Source organism: Dolichospermum sp. UHCC 0260 (assembly GCF_009711985.1).
Lineage (GTDB): Bacteria > Cyanobacteriota > Cyanobacteriia > Cyanobacteriales > Nostocaceae > Dolichospermum > Dolichospermum lemmermannii.
On sequence record NZ_VIKZ01000023.1, the window covers coordinates 14617 to 36336 of the forward strand.

Below are 21720 nucleotides of genomic sequence, written 5' to 3' on the forward strand. Positions count from 1 at the left end.
GTGAAGAAAAGTAAAATCGCCCAAAACTCTCTTCCTGTTCCCAGTTAAGAGTTCCCTGTTCCCTTGCCCCAACGACAATTTTCAACGCCAACCTACTTAACCTGGAAGCGAATGTTAAAATCTCTAATTTTTATTTACGCATTTTTTGCTGTCTATGTTTATTTTCGTGCTGACAGCATGATTTTTGTGCCTCAACCATCTAGTTATCAAGATAATCAAGATATTCTCAAAATAAAAACTGGAGATGATAAAAATATTTCGGCAATTTATTTACGAAATCCTCAAGCTAAATACACTATTCTTTATGCTCATGGTAATGCTGAAGATTTGGGATATATTAAATCACGGTTAGAAAAAATCCGAGATTTGGGTTTTAGTGTCTTTGCTTATGATTATCGGGGTTATGGAACAAGTGAAGGAACTCCTACAGAAAAAGCTGCTTATCAAGACATTAATACTGCTTACAATTATTTAACTCAAACTTTAAAAGTTCCTCCCCAAAAAATTATAGTATTTGGGCGTTCCATTGGTGGTGGTTCAGCCGTAGATTTAGCATCAAAAAAACCTGTAGGTGGGTTAATAGTTGAAAGTAGCTTTACTTCTATTTTTCGGGTAGTTGTTCCTGTGCCACTTTTACCTTTTGATAAGTTTACGAATCTGGCAAAAATCAAAAAAGTAAAATGTCCAGTTTTGATCATTCATGGTAAAACTGACGAAATTATTCCTTTTAGTCATGGAGAAAAATTATTTGCTGCTGTATCATCTCCCAAACTTTCTTTTTGGGTAGAAAAAGCCAGTCATAATGATTTATCTTTTGTTGCGGGAGAAAAGTATTGGGAAATATTAAAAAAGTTTGCTGATTTAGTTGAGAAAAATCCTACCAAGTAGGTTGGGTTAAGCGACAGCGCAACCCAACAAAAGAATTGATAATGACAATGTTGGGTAACATACGTCAACCCAACCTACTCAATTAGGAAATCCAAATACCGTGGAATCCATAGGGTACACGTTGAGGAATCATTACCCGCGCTATCGGTTCGCTGGTGATATCTTGCGCGTTGATAACTACGAGTTCTGATGTTTGGGAATTTTCATCATAAATAAATGTTACCAGCCATCCTTTGTCTTCTACTGTAGAATTAGGATCTGGTGCAAATACTGCTTCTCCCCCATAACGATTTTTGCCAAATTCATGGGTTTGGGATATATGAATGTAAAAACACAAGTTATGACCTTCTCAAGGTTACTATTGTTTTTGGTTTGTCACCAATAAATTTGTATTCTTCTCCAGTCTTCCATCTTCCATGTGAATAACACGATCAGCTATGTCCAAAATTCGATCATCATGGGTAACAAGTAAAATAGTACAATGTTGCTCTTTGGCTAAAATTTGCATTAAATTAACTACATCTCTACCTGTTTTTTTATCTAATGCTGCTGTAGGTTCATCTGCTAAAACTATGCTAGGATGACTTACTAAAGCACGAGCGATCGCTACTCTTTGTTTTTGTCCTCCAGATAAATTATCAGGATAATAGTTTATTCTTTCACCTAAACCAACTTCTTTTAGTATAGCTTCTGATTTAGCGATCGCTTGTTTTTTGCTAATATTTTCATGAAGTTCTATGGACATTTGTACATTTTCTCTTGCTGTTAAAAAAGGTAATAAATTATGTGCCTGAAAAATATAACCAATATGACGACGTATTTGGACTAATTGCTCTTCACTTGCTCCATATAATTCTTGATTTAATTCTTGTAAACTACCATTTTGTACTGAGCGTAAAGCACCAATTAAAGAAAGTAAAGTTGTTTTTCCTGAACCAGAAGGACCTGTCAAAATTACAATTTCTCCTGCTTTAATTTCTAAATTAATATCAAATAATACCTGTTTTGTTAATTCTTTTTCGCCATAAAAATGGTTTAAATCCTCAATTTTTATACTTGGGTTCATAACTAGTTAAAACTCCTCAAAACTGTTAAAAAACTATTAAAAAATATCAGCAGGATCGGCAGATTTTAATTTAGCAACGGCAGTTGCACCAGAAATAAAACACATTAACATTGTTGCGATGAAGACAAATATTCCTCTTTCCCAAGTCATAACTATAGGTAAAAGAGTAGCTGCTTTTGTAAAATGATATTGAATTATGGCAATGAGAAAGCCGGGAATATAGCCTAAAATAGCAATTAAAACAGCTTGTTGTAATACCATTGATAGGAGGTATTTATTACGATAACCAATGGCTTTTAATGTAGCATATTGAGGTAAATGTTCAGAAACATTAGAATAAAGAATTTGATAAACAACGACAATTCCCACAATAATTCCTAATGCAACTCCTAAGTTAAAAATAAAGCCAATTGCTGTGCTAGTTTGCCAGTAATTTTTTTCAAAGTTAATAAGTTCTTGTTTACTTAAAATTTTCACATCTTTGGGTAAATACTGTTTAAGTTTTTTACCAAAATATTCTAAATTTGCATCAGGTTTTAATTTAATAAAACCAATATCTATTATGCCTTTTTTACGGTTAGAAAAAATCCTTTGAAAATTCAAATGACTGGTGATTAAATTACCATCTGAACCAAAAGATGTACCTAATTGAAATAAACCAGCTACTGTGATTTTCCGATTATTTCCACTAGCTGTTATTTCAGTATTTACTGTTTTTTGTTTTTTAAATTCATCAACAACTGGACCAAATTCACTTCTTGAACCTTGATCGAATAATACTTTATCGGGTATTTTTAATTTATCTATATTTTCATGAACACCTGGTAAATCAAAAATTTGATGTCTAATATCAAAACCAATAACAAAAATATTCCGCCAATTATTTCTGGTTTGAGGATTTTTCCATTGACCAAAACCCAAATAAATTGGAGTAACAAAATCTACTTCTGGAAAAGCTAAAGTTTGAGTTAAACGACGTTCAGGAAAACTTTCCATAGCAATTAAAGCGGTACTACGAGGACTAATTAAAAAATAATCTCCATTTAATCCTTGATGTAAATGAACAGCACTATCAAATAAAGCATCACGAATACCTAACTGCATAAAAACAATAACTACTGCGAAAATTACGCCAGAAAGGGCGACAATTAGTCTAATTTTTTGATATCTTAGTTGTAGCCAAGCCGTTGGTAGTTTGTTAAACATGATTGATTTTATGAGTGATGATTGAGATATTAAACAAGATATTAATTATCAGTTTTTCCAGGATTAATAATGACATTAACTTGTAAATTAGTCAACCGAGAAACTTTGATACTGTCTTGGGGATTTAATTTAATTTTTACTTCCACAACTCTAGCATCTGCGTCTGCTACTGGATCTGTGCTTAATACATTTTTGCTACTAATTTCTAAGCCAATTTCATCCACAATCCCCGTTAATCCTTCAACAATACCATCAGCTTTTATGGTGGCAATTTGCCCTAATTTTACTTTATTAATATCGGTTTCATATATTTCAGTTGTGACATACATTTGTTGAGTATTACCAATCGCAACAATGCCTTTATTACTAATAAGTTCACCTGGCCAAGTGTGAATTTTAATAATTTGCCCATTTTGAGGGGAACGAACATAGGATAAATCTAAATTAGCTTGAGCAGTTTTGACGGCTTTTTGTGCAGCTTCCAATTGTGTATTTGCTAAAATTACATCTGTAGGTCTTACTTCTGATACTGCGGCTAAAGTTGCTTTTTCTTGATTAATTTGACGACTAACTGTGTTAATAGTACGATTAAGATTTGCGGTAGCTTGATTAATTTGTTCCTGTTTAGTGGTAATAACTTGATTTAAAGTTGATTTTGCTTCTTTTAGTTGATTTTCTTTGATTTCTTTTTGCAGACAAATGTTATCTTTTTGAGAAGTGGAAACAGCACCATCTGTATATAAATTTTCATAGCGACTACATTCTGTTTGAGCATTTTTTAATTCAGATTCAATTCTCTGAATGACAGCTTTTTGAGTATTTTTTTGCCCTTCTAAATCGTATTTTAAACTAGCAATGGTGGCTTTTTGGGTGGTAATTTGTCCTTGTAATTCGGCTTGAGTTGCTTGAAATTTGGATTTTTGAGCAGTAATTTCGCCTTGTTTTGCACCAGCTTTTATTTGTTGTAAACGGGCATTGGCAACTTTAACATTTGTTTTAGCTTCTTCTAAAATTGCAGTGAGGCGATCGCTATTATCAAGAATTGCAATGATTTGTCCAGCGTTTATTTGTTGTCCACGGTTAACTAAAAGTTTTTTAACTCTTGCACCTTCCATAAAAGCGGGGGCTGATAGTTGAATGACTTCTCCCTGGGGTTCTAAATATCCTAAAGCTGCTATTGCTTGAGGAAGATTCTGATTTTGTGAAGAAGTTGGTAAAGATGTCTTAGTCGGTAACTGTTTTTTAACTATAGAGTAGGCGATCGCCGTTACAAACCCTAAACTAACTATAGCCATAATTAAGGTAGTTGTACCGCTCTTTTTGAAAGAATTGAATAGTTGTAAATTCATATTTTCTCACGTTTTTAATTGCGTTATTATCTTAATATACCTTTAAGTTGTATTTTAATATTGAGAAATTTATGAACTTCTCTAGCACATAAATAACCACTTATAATAGTTCCTGCAAACCTATGCAAATTTTGCACCCGTAGTTAAGCCTCCTAATCCTGCTACGATGATAATAATATCGTAATTATTGTTAATTGAAGGTTCTATTTGTTGTTGATTTTGTGGGTTCATTTTTGATTACCTCTGTTACTTTTACTGTAGTACAGGCATCCTATCTGTATTTTTGAATTGTGACAGGCAAGATGCCTGTCCCACATTGATTGATTACAATAATTTCTGGAAATAATCCTGGATTATTGTTGGTAATTCACAAGCTACTGGTTTAGCACTTTTATGATCACGCAAAGCCCAAATTCTAGATCAGGACGAGGTTTTGTCGATGAACTAAACTAGCTACAATAACGATATTTTTGTGCCAAATATTCACAGGAAATGTTAAAACATGAAAAGAATTATTCACTACTTGAGCAGTAAAAATAACTCCTTTTTGGCTTTTCATTTCTACTGTAATTAATTGGGGAAAAATACCCGTAGCTTTGAAAATTGACTCTTTGACACACCATAATCTTGTAGCAAAAGAGCAAAGAGTATCATCATAATTTTTAAATTCCTGCAATAAAGTTTGATACTGATTTCCGAGTAAATCTAGCCATTGCTCTAGTGTTCTTTGTTCCACAAATTCTAAGTCGCAACCTTGAATATTTTGCCCAATAGTCATTAACAATAAGGTGCGACTATGAGCTATAGAAATTTGTAAATTACTGTTAGCAATTTGTGGTTTTCCACTGTCTAACCAAGTTATTTTTTCTTGATCAATTCCGTTAACAGAAGCGTATTTTTCGGTAAATACTTGTTGTTCTATCTGATGACGAGTTTCACTGTCAAGACTATTAAATAATTCAGAATATTTGTAAACAATTAACTGGGGTTTATCTGTCAATAAATGTTCATAGGATTTGAAGCCTTCTATAATTTTATTTTCAATGAAAGAGCGATCGCCAATATCTTTTGGATGTGGATATTCAGGAGTGGGTTTAAGTGATTTAACATGATAGCCGAAAATCTTTTCTATAACTTCATTATTCTCATTAACAAAGACTACATCGGCAACCGCTGTCTTATCTTCTACTTTAAGAATTGTTGTTTCTACAAAACCTCTGGTGGAGAAATTTTGAATATTAAAAATCTGCCATTCCTCTATACTGATAGGTAGGTAAACATTTTGTGTGAGGGGAAGTTGACCAGACTGTAACAGGACATCACGCAAAAGTGGACTACCTAAACTAAAAGGAGCTAATTTATTAGATGAAAAACAAATTTCAGAAGTATCAGTATAAAAACCCTTGGTTGACAAAATTACTTGATCAGAATTAAGCAGATAAACCTTGTCAATATTTTGATAGGTAGAACCTTGAAAAAGTAGCCAACTATAGATATCTGTTTTTGACTCAAGATGTAAAGATTCATTGGGTATATTCAAATTTTTTGTTAGCTTTTCATTGCTGTGATTTAAAGTAATTTCTGCTGAAAAATGAGGAGTTTTATAATTAGATTCTTCGGTAGAAATAGCTGCAAAAACTTTATTTCCATCGACTCTAGCGTAAATCTGAATTTTGATTTCTCCATTTTCAGGTACTACGATAGGACGTAAAAGAGAAATATGTTCTAATTTGACAGAATTGATATTAGTAATTCCTGTGACATAAGATGCTGCTTGTGTCATTGCTTCTAAACCAAATACTGTAGGAAATAATAGCGAACCATTGAAGTTATGATCATTCACATAAAGGTCATTTTGACGATTAAGAGAACAACGCACAATTAACTCTATTCCTGGTTCAAAATACTCTATTTTTTCCAGATAACGATTTGCAATCGGGAAGTTATAATTTTTACGTTTCCAAGTATCTAAACCACCTAATTTAGCCGCAATAACAATTTGTTGATCGTCTGCACAATTTTCTATCCAGTGCAAAAATTCTGCTACTCCAAGATGGGGAGGTATAGCATCAATTCCCATATTAGCTAATGTTTTAGTGCTGCCCATTTTTGCACCCATTCCTACTTCACTCCAAACACTATAGGCTAGAGTTATTGTCTCTGTTCCTGTTTGTTTTTTGAGATTTCTTAATAATAAATCTACCGTTTCGTTAGAAAAAGCATACCAACTATTGCCTAACATTCCTGTAACTCCAATAATAGAAGTAAAGGCAATAAAATATTTTAATTGATGGTATTTTAAGGCTGTAATTAAATTCCACGCACCAATTAATTTAGGTGCTATTTCTTGATATGCTTCGCTAGAAGATACTTGTTCTGTTCTCCGAGGTTTATTAGTACCTGCTCCGTGAATTACTGTTGTGATAATTCCTAATTCAGTTGTTACTTTTTGAATCAGTTGATTGACTGCATTTAAGTCAGTAATATTGCAAGAGTAATATTTAGCTATTAATTGAGCATCTGCGTATTTTTTGAGAGTATTTTGTACTTCATCATTGACAGGAGAACTACCAACTAAAGCCATTTTACAGTGATATTTTTCAGCAAGAGCAATAGCACATTCAGCCGTAATTCCTTTAGCACCACCTGTAACGATAATTACGTCTTCTGATGTGAGATTAACATTTCTTGATTGTGATTTTTTCTGTGCTAAGTCATAAACCATTTGACTTCTTTGCATTTCATAATTATAACCAGCTACACTATAATTATCGCTTGTGGTAAATTCAGCTTTTATTTTCTGGTTAATAATCTCCAAAGACAGTCTGTGATCAAATTCTAAAACCCGGATTTTCAGCTTAGGACGTTCTAAATGTAAACTTGCAGCAAAGGAAGCTACACTAAAAACAGAAGTAGGTCGATCATTATTTTCGCAGCGAGAAAAATAACCATTGCCAAATTGAATAAATCCTAATTCGCAGATTTTTCCAGCAGTTTTTTGAGCTACATCTGTCAATATTTCTATAGTTTCTGTTAAATTTTCCCATGTTTCTGGGATTAAAATTAACAAGCGATCAGGTATATTAAAACCATCCCATAATTGGGCTATATTTTCAGCTAATTTCTGATGAGATTTGATGCAAGCAATTGCTATTTTTTCAACTGTGTCTCTAACATCTGTTGTTAATTCTGCTTTGATAATTTCCACAGAAAAACTACTGATATAAGATGATAAATGGGTAGTTTCTGATTCTATTTTGCTGTTTTGGATAGATGATTCTTCCAGATAAGTAGTGATATTGTCGATAATTTCTGCTAAGGTACTATTGGCAAATTCTGAAGGTTCAAATTTACCTTCCAAGTGATATGTTTTAGCAATTTCAGCCATTAAAGAACCAGCTTTGATGCTGTCAAGATTTAGATCATCTAAAAGACGGTATTCTAACTTAATTACTTCTTTAGCTAATCCCGTTTTTTCTGCCGCAATTTCTACTACTTTTTCCCGTATTTGTTCCTGTATTTTAACAGGTTTACTTTCAACTACTTGACTACTTGGTAATTCGGAAATTGGTAAAATTGATAATTGTAGAGGTTCTTTTTTATCTTGATGAGAAGATGAAGTAATGTTTGATTTTGATTCTAAACTTCCCTGTAAATGGCCTAAATTCCCTAAATCAGCAAGAATGACTTTAGCATAAAAACCACTACGTTGTGCAAGTAATCGAGTTAAAACTTCCAGTAGTTCTTGTTTATTAAACCGATTTTCCAAATTAGTTGAATTTTTCATGGTTTTCTCTTTGATAATTGTTTTGTTTATGTATTTTAGAAAAATGGTAAAGATTCCAAATCAGCTTTTATCAATTCAGCTAAAAAAGCTCCTCTTTCTGTTAAATAACTAGAGAGTAAAGTTTCTAACTCTTCATTATTTATTGCAAGTTGTGATGGCATCGTTTGAAAACCCACTTTTTTATCTAATATTTGTTCTGGATTTTCATAATCAATGGAAACATTAAAATTACGTTCACAAGGATTGTCAATAAAAATCTTTTCTGCTGCGGGAATAAAAGAACGAACCAGACGATTTTTGTAAAGTTCTTCCCATTTAATATTACCTCCATGAACAAAATAATAAGCTAAAAAGCTGTTTAAATCTGAATCATTTCCAGGTTTTGACTCTAAGGGAAAACACTGACAAATATTAGAAATATTACTAACTAATCCTGATAGTACCCTTCCTGATCCTACTTCTACCATCAAGTCACATTTAGCAGTCATATTTTCTACAAGTGATATAAAATCAACTTGGGAAATTACTTGATTAGCAAAATGTTCTTGCAAATTAATTCCTGTTTTAATTTCTAATCCATTAATACTAGAAAATAAAGGTACAGCAAGATTGGTAAGTTGTTCTGGAATTGTTGCATTATTTTGTAAATATTCAGCCGCATTTTTAACTTTTTCCGAGTGAAATGCGTTGGAAACTGGTAATAAATGAGTCTGAATATTTTGTTGTTTAGCAATTGTAATTGCTGCGTCTATAGCAGAGCGATCTCCTGAAATTATAGTTTGATTTGGACTATTAATATTAGCCACAATTGCATAACCTTGAACTTGTGATAAAATACTTTTTGCTGTTACTTGATCACAAGCTAAACTAGCCATACTACCTGCATTTTCTGAAGATGCAGACATAGCTTGACCGCGCATTGCGGCTAAACAAATTAAGGTTTTTTCATCATAAGCACCTGCATTATAAAAAGCAATTAATTCTCCTAAACTATGACCTCCTACTACTACTGGTTGAATACCTAAATTTTCCAAATAACGTATCCATATTAAAGAAGTCAGACATAAAGCAGGTTGAGCAAACTCTGTACAAGCTAATAATTGTGACCATTCTTTAATTTCTTCTTGATTGATAGCACGTTCTAAAGAATAATAAATAAATTGACTAATGGGTGCAATTCCTATTTCTTTCAGCCATTCATCTGCTTGATTTACTAATTGCTTTGCCCAATCATAGCGTTGTACTAAAATACGCGCCATATTTAACTTTTCTGAACCTTGTCCGGGAAATAAAAACCCTATGCGATCACCTTTGATTTGATTGGCAATATAAATATCTTTTCTCGGGGAAATTATTACTTCTCCTTTTGTTAATGAATGATTATTCAGTATTTGCTTAATTCTGACAAGACTATCTAATAATTGAGTAGGATTATGGGCAACAATTGCCGCTCGTATAGGTAAAGAATCTTGATTTTCTTGAGCAAGTTTAGCAGCTAAATCCACCATTTCTGCTATGCTCATACCTTGAGCAAGCTCAATTAATATTTGAATGCGTTCTAACAAATCTTCTACAAAAAACGCACTCATGATAAATATTTCCGTATCCTGATTAGATACTAATAAAGATGCTTCTCTAACAGAAGATTTCAGATGATTAGCAGGTGCATCTCCAGAGGAAATTGCTACATGACAATTAATACCACCAAAACCTGCCCCAAAAATCCCCGCTTTTAATGTTTCATTAGGGTTGCGAATTTCACCAGTTAAAACAGGATAAAGACATTGTGCAGATGTATCAAATATTGGATTAGGTTCTTGGCAACCTGCCGTGGGTGGTAAAATTCTTTGATTGACTGCTATTACTGATTTAATAAAAGCACCTATTCCTGAAGCTGCTTTTGTGTGTCCAACTATGGATTTAAACGAGGTCATTCCTACTGAACGAGGTACAATTTCACCATGTTGACTCATTGCTAAGGCAATACCTTCTAATTCTGTCCTATCACCTACCGCAGTTCCAGTTCCATGTCCTTCTATAAAATTAAGAGTATGAGGACTATAACCAGCTTTTTGATAAGCTCTTAATAATGCTTTTGATTGACCAATTTTAGAAGGTGCTGTGATTCCACCTTTACCATCAGAAGAAATTCCCCAACCATTAATAGTAGCATAGATATAATTGCCATCACGTTGAGCATCTTCTAAACGTTTTAGCACCACAAAACCACAACCTTCACCCGGTAGAAAACCACTAGCACGTTTATCATAAACTGTCATATCACTAGCAGTTAAAGCACCAGTTTTCGCAAAACCAATCAGTTCAAATGTGTCTAAACTTACGTCTACCCCCCCGCTAAGACAAGATTTAATTCACTACTAATGAGCTTTGTACAAGCGTCTGCTACTGCAATTAATGATGAAGAGCAAGCACCATCAACCGTATAACCACCACCATCAAGGTTAAAGAAATTACATACTCTTCCAGCAATAGTATTAGAAAGTCCACCTGCTAAAGAATCTTCGGTAATGGGAGGAAAAACAGACTTGTAAAATTTTTCCATAGTTTCTACAAGAGTTTCTATAGTTGCAGGAGGTAAACCTTTAGCTTGAGCAGATGCACGTAATGTTTTTCTTACAAAAGGCCAACGTAATCTCAGTCCAGAACTTCTGGTTTGTTCACCGGTTAAAGTGTTGCCTAAAATTACTCCTGTTAGTTCAGTAGGTACTGTTTCACGGGAATAACCTGCATTTTCTAATGCTTTCATGGCTGTATCAAGAGCCAACCATTGCACTATATCAGTAGAATCTATGGTACTTTTAGGAATGCGATGTTTGCGCCAATCAAAGTCAAAACCATCAATCACAGCCATCCGACTTCCATAAGTATGATCTGGTGTTTGGGGATTTGGATCATAATATTCAGATAAAGGTAATCTTACATCTGGATTGGAACGAAATTGTTGTCTACGGGTAAGTATATTTTCCCAAAGTTCTAATAAAGTTTTAGCTCCGGGATAGCAGCAACCCATTCCTATTACAGCAATATTTGAATGTGAGTTCTTATTACTACTCATAATTACTTACTTTTATCTGTATGTAGGTTATCATATCATCAATGCTAGACAATAGGAATACTTAATGAAAGTTTAAGGATTGGCTATTATTACTGGGACTTACGCATTGACAAAAAAACGAATCTATGTTCATGAAGCTACATAAGCATTGGTAAGATTGTCCACAATGTAGTCGCGCACAACTAAAGTGAATAAGTTTCTTTGCACTTCATAGAACCTCGCGGTAAGTGGGAAACTCAGACACTTTAGTGCTGAGAGGAAAACGGCACGAGCGGTTTTAACCGCTGTGGTATTTTCTACTCTAGCTTGTATTCTCTGATCAATCTTTGCGTAGCCGATGACTGAGACACTCCCCAGTTTGCGGCAATTCTTTCTAACTTTGCCTTATCTTCGTCAGACAAATAAATAACAGTTCCTTTTTTTCTAGACATACACTCAATCTGCTATTAATATGATTATATTGTCACAGCATTGGCGGTCGAAACAATGTCTAAACTCAAAAAGTCAATGGGAGTGCAGCAAGTTTTGTTGTCTCCCGATCATGAAACAAAAGCAGTATTAGAATATCTTTGCCAACAATCTGGGAAATTGTATAACAGCGGTATTTATTTCGCTAGACAAACTTTCTTTAAAACTTGAAAGTTGTTAACAGGTAAATTTGATTTAGCTTACGAACCTTCAGTTTCTAAAACTATGGTTGCGAAATCTTTGCCTTCTACACCCGCACAACAAACTTTATTGTCTGTAATTGAGGCATTTAAATCATTTAAAGAATTGCGTTCTTTGTTTCTTAAAGGACAATTACACTTTCAACCCAAAGTACCCGGATATCTAACAAGTTCTAAACTTTTTAAATTCGCCTATCCTAATAGCGGTGGACAAAAACCAACTCTAGTTAATGGACAACTTAGATTTTCGTTGGGATTAACAGTTAAAAGATGGTTTGGAATTTCTGAATTTTTTCTACCAATGCCGTCAAATTTAAACATAGCCAATGTTAAAGAGTTTACTATCATACCTAAAAATGGTACTTTTTATTTAGAGATGTCTTACGAAGTCGAGAAACAACAGCATGATTTAGACATTAATCAAGCTCTGTCTATTGACTTGGGAACGGCTGATAATTTAGCGGCTTGTGTTGATATATTGGGTAATTCCCTATTGATTGATGCCCGGTCAATGAAAGCCATGAATCAGCTTTGGAACAAGAAAATATCAACAAGAAAAGAGGGGAAATCAGAAGCTTATTGGGATGCTTGGTTAGACCGTGTAACCCGTAAACGTAACCATCAAATGCGTGATGGTATTAATAAAGCAGCGAAACTAATTATTGACCATTGCTTAAAATATGGCATTGGCACATTAGTAATTGGTTGGAACGAAGGCTTTAAATCTAATGCCACCATGGGTAGAATCAATAACCAAAAGTTCGTTCAAATGCCTTTGGGTAAACTCAAAGATAGGTTGAAACAACTTTGTGATTTGCACGGTATTAGATTTCAAGAAACTGAAGAAGCATATACGTCAAAAGCTAGTTTTCTAGATGGAGACTCCCTACCCAAGTATGGCGAAAAGCCAGAAGGGTGGAAAGCATCAGGAAAGCGTCTTAAACGTGGCTTATATCAGTCAAGTAATGGCTCAATAGTTAACGCCGATTTAAACGGCAGTGCGAATATTTTAAAAAAAGTAGCCAGCAATCTAAGCTTAGACTTAGGCTTACTGGGTAGACGGTGTTTGACGACCGTAGCGAGAATCAGGCTTTGGGTGTTACCCAAGTCTATTCTGTCCGCAGAATCTCAGTGGCTTGGCTCCCTGAGAGTGTCAAACCAATTAGAAAATATGTTTTCAGAGCGCATTTTTTCTAAACGAACAAATGCTTGAAGTGAACAAAATATGTGTGTTTTGATTGCTTGGCTATCTCTCACCATAAATCGACAAATTCCACATACTTGTTTAATGGCTCTGTGAAAACTTTCAATTCCCAAATGGGTATCATGAATTGTTACAAATTCGCTTCTGGTTATTTCCTGGAGAGATTCTTCATCTGGTAGATATAATATATAGTGCCTAGAGTCTTGTTTTTTGAAGTCTTTCCTAAACTTTGCATAAATATGCGATAATTAATGTATCTCTAAAAGAAAATTTCCATCAAAGTCAAAATAATCTATTAATCATAACTGTAAACAATGCAAGTAGAATCACAAGTCTCTAATATTGATAATAATATTTTTACTGATTTCGGTGGGGTAATGATTCCTCAAGCACCGGATGGGTTTAAATCAGGTTTTATTGGCATTATCGGTCGGACTAATGTGGGTAAATCCACTTTAATGAATGAATTAGTCGGACAAAAAATAGCCATTACTTCCCCAGTATCCCAAACTACTCGCAATCGGTTAAAGGGGATTGTAACTACAGAAACAGCCCAGTTAATTTTTGTAGATACACCGGGTATTCACAAACCCCATCATCAATTGGGAGAAGTGCTGGTAAAAAATGCGAAAATTGCCATTGAATCGGTAGATGTGATATTATTTGTAGTTGATGGCACTGTTGCTTGTGGTCCAGGCGATCGCTATGTGGCAGAACTACTAATTAATAGTCAAACACCTGTAATTCTGGGGATTAATAAAATTGATGAACAACCAGAAGATTATCAAAAAATAGATGATAGTTATATTCAATTAGCTAATAGCTATCAATGGCAAAGTGTGAAATTTTCTGCTAAAACTGGGGCGGAATTATCGCAACTCCAAGATTTATTAATTAGTCATCTCCAACCAGGACCATTTTACTATCCACCCGATTTAGTTACAGACCAACCAGAACGGTTTATCATGGGTGAATTGATTCGAGAACAAATATTATTATTAACCCGTCAAGAAGTTCCCCACTCCGTAGCGATCGCCATTGATTTAGTCGAAGAAGCTCCAAAAATTACCCGTGTTCTTGCCACAATCCATGTTGAGAGAGATTCTCAAAAAGGGATTCTCATCGGCAAAGGGGGAACAATGCTCAAAGCCATTGGTAGTGAAGCTAGACAACAAATTCAAAAGCTAATTGCTGGGAAAGTTTATCTAGAATTATTTGTCAAAGTTCAACCTAAATGGCGACATTCACGAGTGCGGTTAGCAGAACTGGGTTATCGGGTAGAAGAATAATAAATAGGGGTAAATTATGCCTTTGATTAGTCTCATTGCTGCCATTTCTGAAAATCGAATTTTATCAGACTCGACAAAAGAACATATTCATGCGGGTATTCCTTGGAATATTCCCAGTGATGAACTTTATTATCGGGAAACTATCCGACGACATCCTGTCATTATCGGGCGCAAAAGTTATGCCACTTTTAATAAACCAATTCGTAATTGTACAACTATCATTCTTACCAGAGACACCAATTTTCAAGCATTCGGTTGTATAGTTTTGCATTCATTAGAAGAAGCAATTGCATGGGCGAAAATGAGTGAAACAGAAGAGATATTTATCTCTGGTGGTGGACAGATTTATACTGAAGCAATCAAATTGGCCGATAAACTTTATTTAACCATTGTTGAAGGTAATTTTGTGGGAGACATATACTTTCCTGAATTTGCCGATTTTGGAAAAGTCACCAAAGAGAAGAAAATGCAGGAAAATGGCTTTCAGTTTAATTTTGTAGAAATTGAAAAGTGCGTTAATGAGGTAACGTCACCTTCAATAACTGGCTAATTTATTGTAATTTCAAAAATCTATCCAAAGCTGCTACCATACTTGGTGGCCAGCGACGGATATTCGTTACCCAATTCATATCCTTATAACGGGTATCTAGTCCATAGGCTGCTACCCAATTACTTTCCGCTTCTCCTTTATTTCCTGTCACCCAATAAGCGGCTGTTAAAGCGGCACGCATATCAGCAAATCGAGGATATTTACGGACTATATTCCGCATTTCGCGGATAGCTTTTTCCCTTTGACTGGTTTCATATAAAGCCAGAGCATAATTGGCTCTAGCAAAGGCAAAATTGGGGGTAATTTCTGTGGCTTTTTGGAAATCTAAAATCGCTTCTTGCCATTTCCCTAAACCTGTTTTAGCATTACCACGATTATTATAAGCCATAGCATCTTGAGGATCTAATTCTAATACACGATTATAATCAGCGATCGCATCCTCCCATCTTCCCAAACCCTCCAACGCCGTCCCCCGATTCAAATAAGGATCTGTCACATTAGGCGCAAGTTCTACAGCTTTGTTATAATCCATCAATGCGGATTGTAACTTATTCTGACTGACACGAGAATTACCGCGATTACTCCATGCTCCCGCATTGGTAGGAAATTTTTCAATAATTTCTGTCCAATAAGCCTCCGCCGTCACAAAATCGCCTTGATTCGTAGCTGCAAAAGCCTTAGTCGCTAATTCATCCCCTGCTTGCAACTCCTCGGCGGTAATGGGTTGAGATTCTGCCATAACTGGTGTATTCCAGCCAAAAACCAGCAACAGACTCAGGAAAATACTAATTAGTTTAATCATCTAACTCTGACGTGATAGGCAACAAAATTAATCATATAGCAACAGCTAACAAAGAAGATTCCCAAATTTCTTCATTCATTGGTCAATTAGTCAAAGATTGAGTTAAAATAGGAGGTCGCAAACTAAGTAAGTAAAACCCGGATATTCCCCGGAGGTGTAATTGACCAAGTTCATTTTAAAAATTCTCTGGTTAGACGAAAACGTCGCCCTAGCAGTTGATCAGGTTGTTGGTAAAGGATCTAGCCCCTTAACCAAATACTTTTTTTGGCCCAGAAATGATGCCTGGGAAGAGCTAAAAAAAGAGTTAGAATCCAAACACTGGATTACAGATGTTGATCGGGTGGAGTTACTCAACAAAGCCACAGAAGTGATTAACTACTGGCAAGAAGAAGGCAGAAAACGTCCAATGGCAGAAGCACAGTTGAAATTTCCAGAGGTTGCCTTCACAGGTAGCGCCTGATGATTTTAAGTTGGTAATTGGTAGTTGGTAATTGGTGATTGGTCATGGGTAATTAAGTAAAATTATCACCTATCACCAGTCCCCTTTGCCACAATTTAATTGTCTTGTCCTTACTACCACTGGCAATCAATTTTGCATCATGACTCATAGCAACGCTAGATACTGAGTCTGTATGACCTACAAGACTAGCAATTTCTTTTTTTGTGCTGATTTGCCAAATTTTTACCGTTTTATCCCAACTGCCACTAATCAGCGTTTCTCCGTCAGCACTAAAAGCTACAGCCACCACTGACCAAGAATGACCTGAAAGTGTGCTAATTAATTCACCAGTGCCAACATCCCATAATTTAATTGTATTATCACCGCTACCCGTTGCCAAAATTTGACCATTGGGACTAAAAGCAACTGTTAAAACTGCCCAAGTATGACCGGAAAGAGTTGTTAATAAGTTAAATTTTCCGTCTTCTAATTGCCAGATGCGAACTGTGCGATCATAACTAGCACTTGCTAAAAGTCGTCCTTGGGGACTAAAAGCTACAGCATTTATTTGTAATTTATGCCCAGTTAAAGTATTCAGTCCTAAACCTGTATTCACATCCCAAATTTTAATAGTTTTATCCCAACTTCCACTAGCTAAAATTTGCCCTTGGGGATGAAATGCTAGAGATTTAACAGCGTGTGAGTGTCCAGTCAGAAGATGAATTTTTGCTAATGTCTTCACATCCCACAAATTGATAGTTTGATCATCACTAGCTGTGGCTAAAATTGTATCATTATGATTGAAAATAACTGATGTTATAGCTTGAGTATGTCCGGGAAAGTTTGCTATTAATTGCCGATTGATTAAATCCCATAATTTAATACTTTTATTATCTTCCCCACTGGCTAATATTTTACCATCATGACTTAATGCCAGAGTATTAATAGAACTATTGATTTGATTTTCAAGAGGATAGGAAAGTTGCCATAAAGGATGATTAATTGGGGATAATAAAGGCAAATAATGATCTTTAATTCCCAAAGTATAAATAAGTTGATCTGCTGATTGCCAGCGTTCTTGTAAATTATATTTTATAAGTTTATCAAGGGTTTGTCCTAGATGTTCGCTAATTTGATTGGTGAGATAATCTCGCCATATCCAGCTATTATTAGTAATATCAAATAATTCAAAAGGTGGTATTTGAGTTAGTAGATAAATACAAGTTATACCTAAACTATAAAGATCACTGACAAAAACAGCTTTACCTTGTATTTGTTCTGGCGAAATATATTCTGGACTACCAACTAAATCATCTTTAGATTCATTGATATTGACAAATTTCATTGCAGCAAAATCAACTAAAACTAGATTATCTAATAAATTTTGACTTTGATTTACAGTCCGCAAAATAATATTTTTTGGTTGAATATTCCGGTGAATAATTTGATGATCATGAATAAACTTGAGAACTGGTAATAAACTTTTTAAAACTTGCCAAATCTGAGTTTCATTAAAAACACCTTGCTTTGCTAATAAACTAGCTAAATTATCACCTTCAATAAATTCTTGAATTAAATAGTAATATTCATTTTCTTTAAAATGTGTGATTAGGGAAGGAATTTGCGGATGTTTACCTAATTCCGTTAATTTCTCTACCTGACATTGAAAATTTTCCAGTGTTTGATCTTGAGATGAAAATTGGTGAATAACACAAGGAATTGGCGGAAATTGACTTTCATCTACAGCGAGAAAGGTTTGACAAAATCCCCTTTTACTAATCTGCTTGATTAAATGATAATCTTCTTTAATTAACACAATTTATTTTCTAGATTCCTCTTTCTGTTTCTGGATGATAAAAATAGTTCCCATTGTAATACTCCTTAGGTTAAGGAAATGTAGGTTGGGTTGAGTGATAGCAAAACCCAACCTACGACATAACTATTTTTAACCTTAACCTAATCAAAACCATATTTTGATTTTTAAGCTATAATAGACATTGGGTTTACCACTTCTATGCCTAAAAAAATCAATTTTCAGTCCCGCAAATTTCCTAAAGCTGTAACTTTTTCTTTGTATCTCTTCGGTGTTATGGCTGTTCTGATAGTGTCTTTTCCTTGGCTTTATGAAATCAAAACAAAAGCCGGAATTAATATCTCAAAAAAGTACCATACTGGACCTTTTTTAGAAAAACATACTCATGGACTCTTTAAATGTCAGTGGCTGTATCCATACCATTGTAAACCTCCCCAAGATTAAACCGTAAGATCATGGTGGGCATTGCCCACCCTACAAATTTAAATCAATTTATCTAAATAGGGCTTGCTGAATAAACCGAAAACCTAGATAGATTAAGAGTTTCCCGGTTAAAAAAGTGAATTAGGTGCAAGGAATAAGGATTGAAACCATTAAAAACCTATCACTTTCTGAAATTTGAGACTATTCTTCTCTCCTTCTAATTCTTCCTCCTGACTCGGTGACTCCTGACTCGGTGACTCCTAGCCCTCACGAAAAGACTTTTTCAGCAAGCCCTAAATAAGGACTGACATCAACCGCTAATTTTTGTCCTAATTTTAGCAATTGACGACATTGAATAGTTTCGGCTTCATTATCAATACTGGTAATTCGTGGCAATATTTGACTGTGTAAACAACTCCAGTAAAGTTCTTGAGAATGGTTTAAATTAATGCCAAGATGTAATTTATGACCAACATCAATCAATCGTTCTAAACGTTGGATATCTGTATCTATTTTGCTATTGGCATCATACAATAATTGCCACAATAACCGGACTATCAATTGTTCTAGAATTTGATTACCATCGGGGATATTTAATTGACAACGGAGATGTTTGGCTTCAGTAGCGATCGCTTCTAATTCTACAATCAGATTCCAGCTTAATTGTAGTTCGCTAATATCTTGTTCTAGGGATTTTAAAGCTGTTAAACAACGATAACCCAAAGCAATCTCCGCTGCTACCTGTAATTCTCGTGGTACTTCCAATTCATCCCGATGAAAGGCCATAATTACACCGTAATTATCCCTATAGGCTTGAGTATATAACTGGTCTAATCGTGCCAGTGTTTCCTGACTCAACAACCGCATAATGCGGTGACGTTCTTCCGCAAATAAAGTTTGCAAACTAAAGGCTTCATCACCAAATAGTTGAGTCATCACCAAAATAACATGAGCGATACTAGCCTGTTGCAAGGCTGCAAACAGCTTTTCTCTGATTTGACTATAGTTACGTCGTCCTTCAAACTTTTGAATACAGCAATGAAAATCCCAACCACCCAAATGCAAAACCGCAAATACTAAATTTTCATTTTCCCAAGTAATATTTGACACTAGCTGCAAATGCCCCACCGCCATAGTTAATGGTCCCAGGCTTTGCTTATGATAATCTAGCTCATGAGCATCATAACAATAAACACGCTGATGATGATTATGAGGGTGTTTATCTGTCTCTTGTCCAGGGGCAGTATTTTGGTGATGATTAAATAGGGAAGTAATAGCGTAATGGGCAGCAACTTGTTTAAAGCCAATTTGGGCAGTTAGCACCAACCGACGATATATCTCAGCCCCATGTTTAAACTCTTCCACATTGCTAGGGGCTAAACCTAGACGTTTAAGAAACTCCTTTTCTAATTGGATACCTGCCACATCTCCGGCTAATTCTAAAGCACGGGAGGCATAACGCAAAATTTGTGTTCCCTCTGGACGGGAAATTTCCTCAAAAAACCAGCCGCAACTGGTAAACATCAGTAAAGAGTGACGCTGCATTTCCAACAAGCGTAAAGCTTCTACCTGTTCAACCGCTTGGAGTTTGCGAGTTTGATGGCGGGATAGAAACCGGTTAATATTAGCGGGAGTGCGATCGCCCATGATATGAACATATTCGTCCCGCGCTTGCCAAGGATCACGAAATAATGTACCGCCATATTCCTCATAAACATCAATTAACTGATCCCGCAGCCAATTTAAAGCATTTCTTAACGGCCGTCGCCATTTTTGATGCCACACGCCTCCTTCACCACCACAACCACAATCATCTTGCCATCTATCCACACCATGGGCGCAACTCCAAGCCGTCACAGACTTGATTTTTACTTCCCAAGAGGGAGGATTTAAACTCAAATAATGGGCAAAATTGGTGACAGTCCAACCATGACGGGGAAACTCACCAATAAAAGCATAGGCTAAAGTCTTTTCTGTGCCTTTTTTGTGATGTCCAAAGGTTTCCCCATCTGTAGCTACAGAAATTAATTGGGACTGACGATGATCCCCGCGAATAGCTGCCCCAATGCGTCCCGCAAAATGATGGGAATTGTAGACAACATCACTAAAACCCATATCCCGCGAAATCGGACCATCATAGAAAAAGATATCAATATAGGCAGTTGATTTGTTTGCAGATTCATCGCTATCTAAATAACAGCGATAAGGACGAGTAGGATCAATCTGATTACCCCCCACCTCATGCCATTGACCACCAGAATCATCTCCTGTGGGGATTAGACGACAACGCTGGGCTTGAGAAGGGGCTAAAATGATAAATTTAATGCCTTCCGCTACCAAGGCTTCTAAAGTGGCATAATCTACGGCTGTTTCTGCCAACCACATTCCTTCAGGATCACGGCCAAAGCGAGAACGGAAATCTTCCTTACCCCAGCGAATTTGTGTATGTTTATCTCGTTCATTGGCTAGGGGGAGGATAATGTGATTATAGACTTGAGCGATCGCATTCCCATGACCATTGAGGCGATCGCAGCTTTTAGCATCAGCCTCCAAAATCCGCTGATAAACAGACCCATCGTAGCGTTCTAACCACGACATCAGCGTTGGACCAATGTTAAAGCTCATGTATTCATAATTATTCACAATTTTCACAATTTCGCCTCGGTCATTTAAGATTCTAGCAAAGGCATTAGGACGATAGCACTCCCAATGAATGCGCTCATTCCAGTCATGAAAAGGACTAGCACTGGGTTGACGTTCAATCGCATCAAGATAAGGATTTTCTCTAGGAGGTTGATAAAAATGACCATGAACCGTGACATAAACACCCTGAGCAGTTTTCAGGGGATCATGTTCAGGACTGGATTTAGGCTCTTGATCTAATGGTAATATTGAGCCAGAACTACTGGGTTTTTCCGCTGCCAAAGTCATATATTTTTATCCAAATAAATGTGTAATTTTGCAGAATATTCTTACTATATCTACATTTCTACAATTGTTTTCTCATAGAATCAGTTATAAATAACACCTGTGAAACAAAACTAAATTTTAATAGAAGTCAGAAATCAGAAATCAGGAATCAGGAGTCAGAAAGAAGAACAAGGAGGAACAAGGAAGAAAAATAATCTCCAACCCCAATTACCAATTACCAATTACCAAT

At 35.5% G+C, this 21720-nt stretch carries 13 protein-coding genes and 4 pseudogenes; 6 read left to right on the plus strand and 11 right to left on the minus strand.

Annotation, left to right across the window (positions count from 1 at the left end; translation table 11 throughout):
* Positions 1 to 111 precede the first annotated feature (111 nt).
* Positions 112 to 888: an alpha/beta hydrolase gene (locus tag FJR08_RS10885; RefSeq protein WP_168633166.1), complete on the plus strand. Its 777-nt coding sequence runs from the start codon at positions 112 to 114 to the stop codon at positions 886 to 888.
* An 82-nt stretch (positions 889 to 970) separates the two neighbouring features.
* Here the strand turns inward: FJR08_RS10885 and FJR08_RS10890 are convergent.
* The 7 genes and pseudogenes from FJR08_RS10890 to FJR08_RS23620 all read right to left on the minus strand — a co-directional run.
* Positions 971 to 1204 (minus strand): annotated as a pseudogene (locus tag FJR08_RS10890) (carotenoid oxygenase family protein); the annotation flags it as partial.
* Between the two features lie 42 nt (positions 1205 to 1246).
* Entirely contained in the window at positions 1247 to 1954 is a 708-nt protein-coding gene (locus FJR08_RS10895; RefSeq protein WP_168633168.1) for a DevA family ABC transporter ATP-binding protein, read from the minus strand.
* Between the two features lie 36 nt (positions 1955 to 1990).
* Positions 1991 to 3160 carry an ABC transporter permease DevC gene (devC, locus tag FJR08_RS10900; RefSeq protein ID WP_168633169.1) on the minus strand — a complete coding sequence of 390 codons (1170 nt, stop codon included), beginning with the start codon at positions 3158 to 3160 and terminating at the stop codon, positions 1991 to 1993.
* A 41-nt stretch (positions 3161 to 3201) separates the two neighbouring features.
* Positions 3202 to 4509: an ABC exporter membrane fusion protein gene (locus tag FJR08_RS10905; protein ID WP_168633170.1), complete on the minus strand. Its 1308-nt coding sequence runs from the start codon at positions 4507 to 4509 to the stop codon at positions 3202 to 3204.
* Positions 4510 to 4924: 415 nt separating this feature from the next.
* Complete coding sequence (locus FJR08_RS10910; RefSeq protein ID WP_168633171.1) at positions 4925 to 8296, minus strand: SDR family NAD(P)-dependent oxidoreductase; 3372 nt, start codon at positions 8294 to 8296, stop codon at positions 4925 to 4927.
* A 35-nt stretch (positions 8297 to 8331) separates the two neighbouring features.
* Complete coding sequence (locus FJR08_RS10915; RefSeq protein ID WP_371415554.1) at positions 8332 to 10575, minus strand: acyltransferase domain-containing protein; 2244 nt, start codon at positions 10573 to 10575, stop codon at positions 8332 to 8334.
* Positions 10552 to 11372: pseudogene (locus FJR08_RS23620) on the minus strand (beta-ketoacyl synthase N-terminal-like domain-containing protein); the annotation flags it as partial. The pseudogene FJR08_RS23620 and the gene FJR08_RS10915, both read right to left, overlap by 24 nt.
* A gap of 507 nt (positions 11373 to 11879) precedes the next feature.
* Here FJR08_RS23620 and FJR08_RS10920 point away from each other — a divergent pair.
* Positions 11880 to 13253: pseudogene (locus FJR08_RS10920) on the plus strand (RNA-guided endonuclease InsQ/TnpB family protein).
* Here FJR08_RS10920 and FJR08_RS10925 read toward each other — a convergent pair.
* Positions 13184 to 13471, minus strand: a pseudogene (locus FJR08_RS10925) (IS701 family transposase); the annotation flags it as partial. The pseudogenes FJR08_RS10920 and FJR08_RS10925 sit on opposite strands and share 70 nt — an antisense overlap.
* Before the next feature lie 87 nt (positions 13472 to 13558).
* Here FJR08_RS10925 and era point away from each other — a divergent pair.
* Both era and FJR08_RS10935 read left to right on the plus strand, forming a co-directional pair.
* A complete protein-coding gene (gene era / locus FJR08_RS10930; RefSeq protein ID WP_168633172.1) occupies positions 13559 to 14533 on the plus strand; it encodes a GTPase Era in 975 nt (324 codons plus the stop codon).
* 16 nt (positions 14534 to 14549) lie between these two features.
* A complete protein-coding gene (locus FJR08_RS10935; RefSeq protein ID WP_168633173.1) occupies positions 14550 to 15083 on the plus strand; it encodes a dihydrofolate reductase in 534 nt (177 codons plus the stop codon).
* A gap of 1 nt (position 15084) precedes the next feature.
* On the opposite strand, the gene FJR08_RS10940 is transcribed toward FJR08_RS10935, so the two are convergent.
* Positions 15085 to 15885 (minus strand): tetratricopeptide repeat protein, encoded by an 801-nt coding sequence (locus FJR08_RS10940; RefSeq protein ID WP_168633174.1) that lies wholly within the window; start codon positions 15883 to 15885, stop codon positions 15085 to 15087.
* A gap of 160 nt (positions 15886 to 16045) precedes the next feature.
* Between FJR08_RS10940 and FJR08_RS10945 the strand changes: the two genes are divergently transcribed.
* Positions 16046 to 16345: a 30S ribosomal protein PSRP-3 gene (locus FJR08_RS10945; RefSeq protein ID WP_015079494.1), complete on the plus strand. Its 300-nt coding sequence runs from the start codon at positions 16046 to 16048 to the stop codon at positions 16343 to 16345.
* A gap of 52 nt (positions 16346 to 16397) precedes the next feature.
* On the opposite strand, the gene FJR08_RS10950 is transcribed toward FJR08_RS10945, so the two are convergent.
* Complete coding sequence (locus FJR08_RS10950; RefSeq protein ID WP_168633175.1) at positions 16398 to 18140, minus strand: protein kinase; 1743 nt, start codon at positions 18138 to 18140, stop codon at positions 16398 to 16400.
* 198 nt (positions 18141 to 18338) lie between these two features.
* Here FJR08_RS10950 and FJR08_RS23625 point away from each other — a divergent pair, with 198 nt between their 5' ends.
* On the plus strand, positions 18339 to 18581 hold the full coding sequence (locus tag FJR08_RS23625) for a hypothetical protein (RefSeq protein ID WP_254435737.1): 243 nt from the start codon (positions 18339 to 18341) through the stop codon (positions 18579 to 18581).
* Between the two features lie 246 nt (positions 18582 to 18827).
* Here the strand turns inward: FJR08_RS23625 and FJR08_RS10955 are convergent, their stop codons facing one another.
* Positions 18828 to 21491: a DUF3536 domain-containing protein gene (locus tag FJR08_RS10955; RefSeq protein WP_168633176.1), complete on the minus strand. Its 2664-nt coding sequence runs from the start codon at positions 21489 to 21491 to the stop codon at positions 18828 to 18830.
* Positions 21492 to 21720 lie beyond the last annotated feature (229 nt).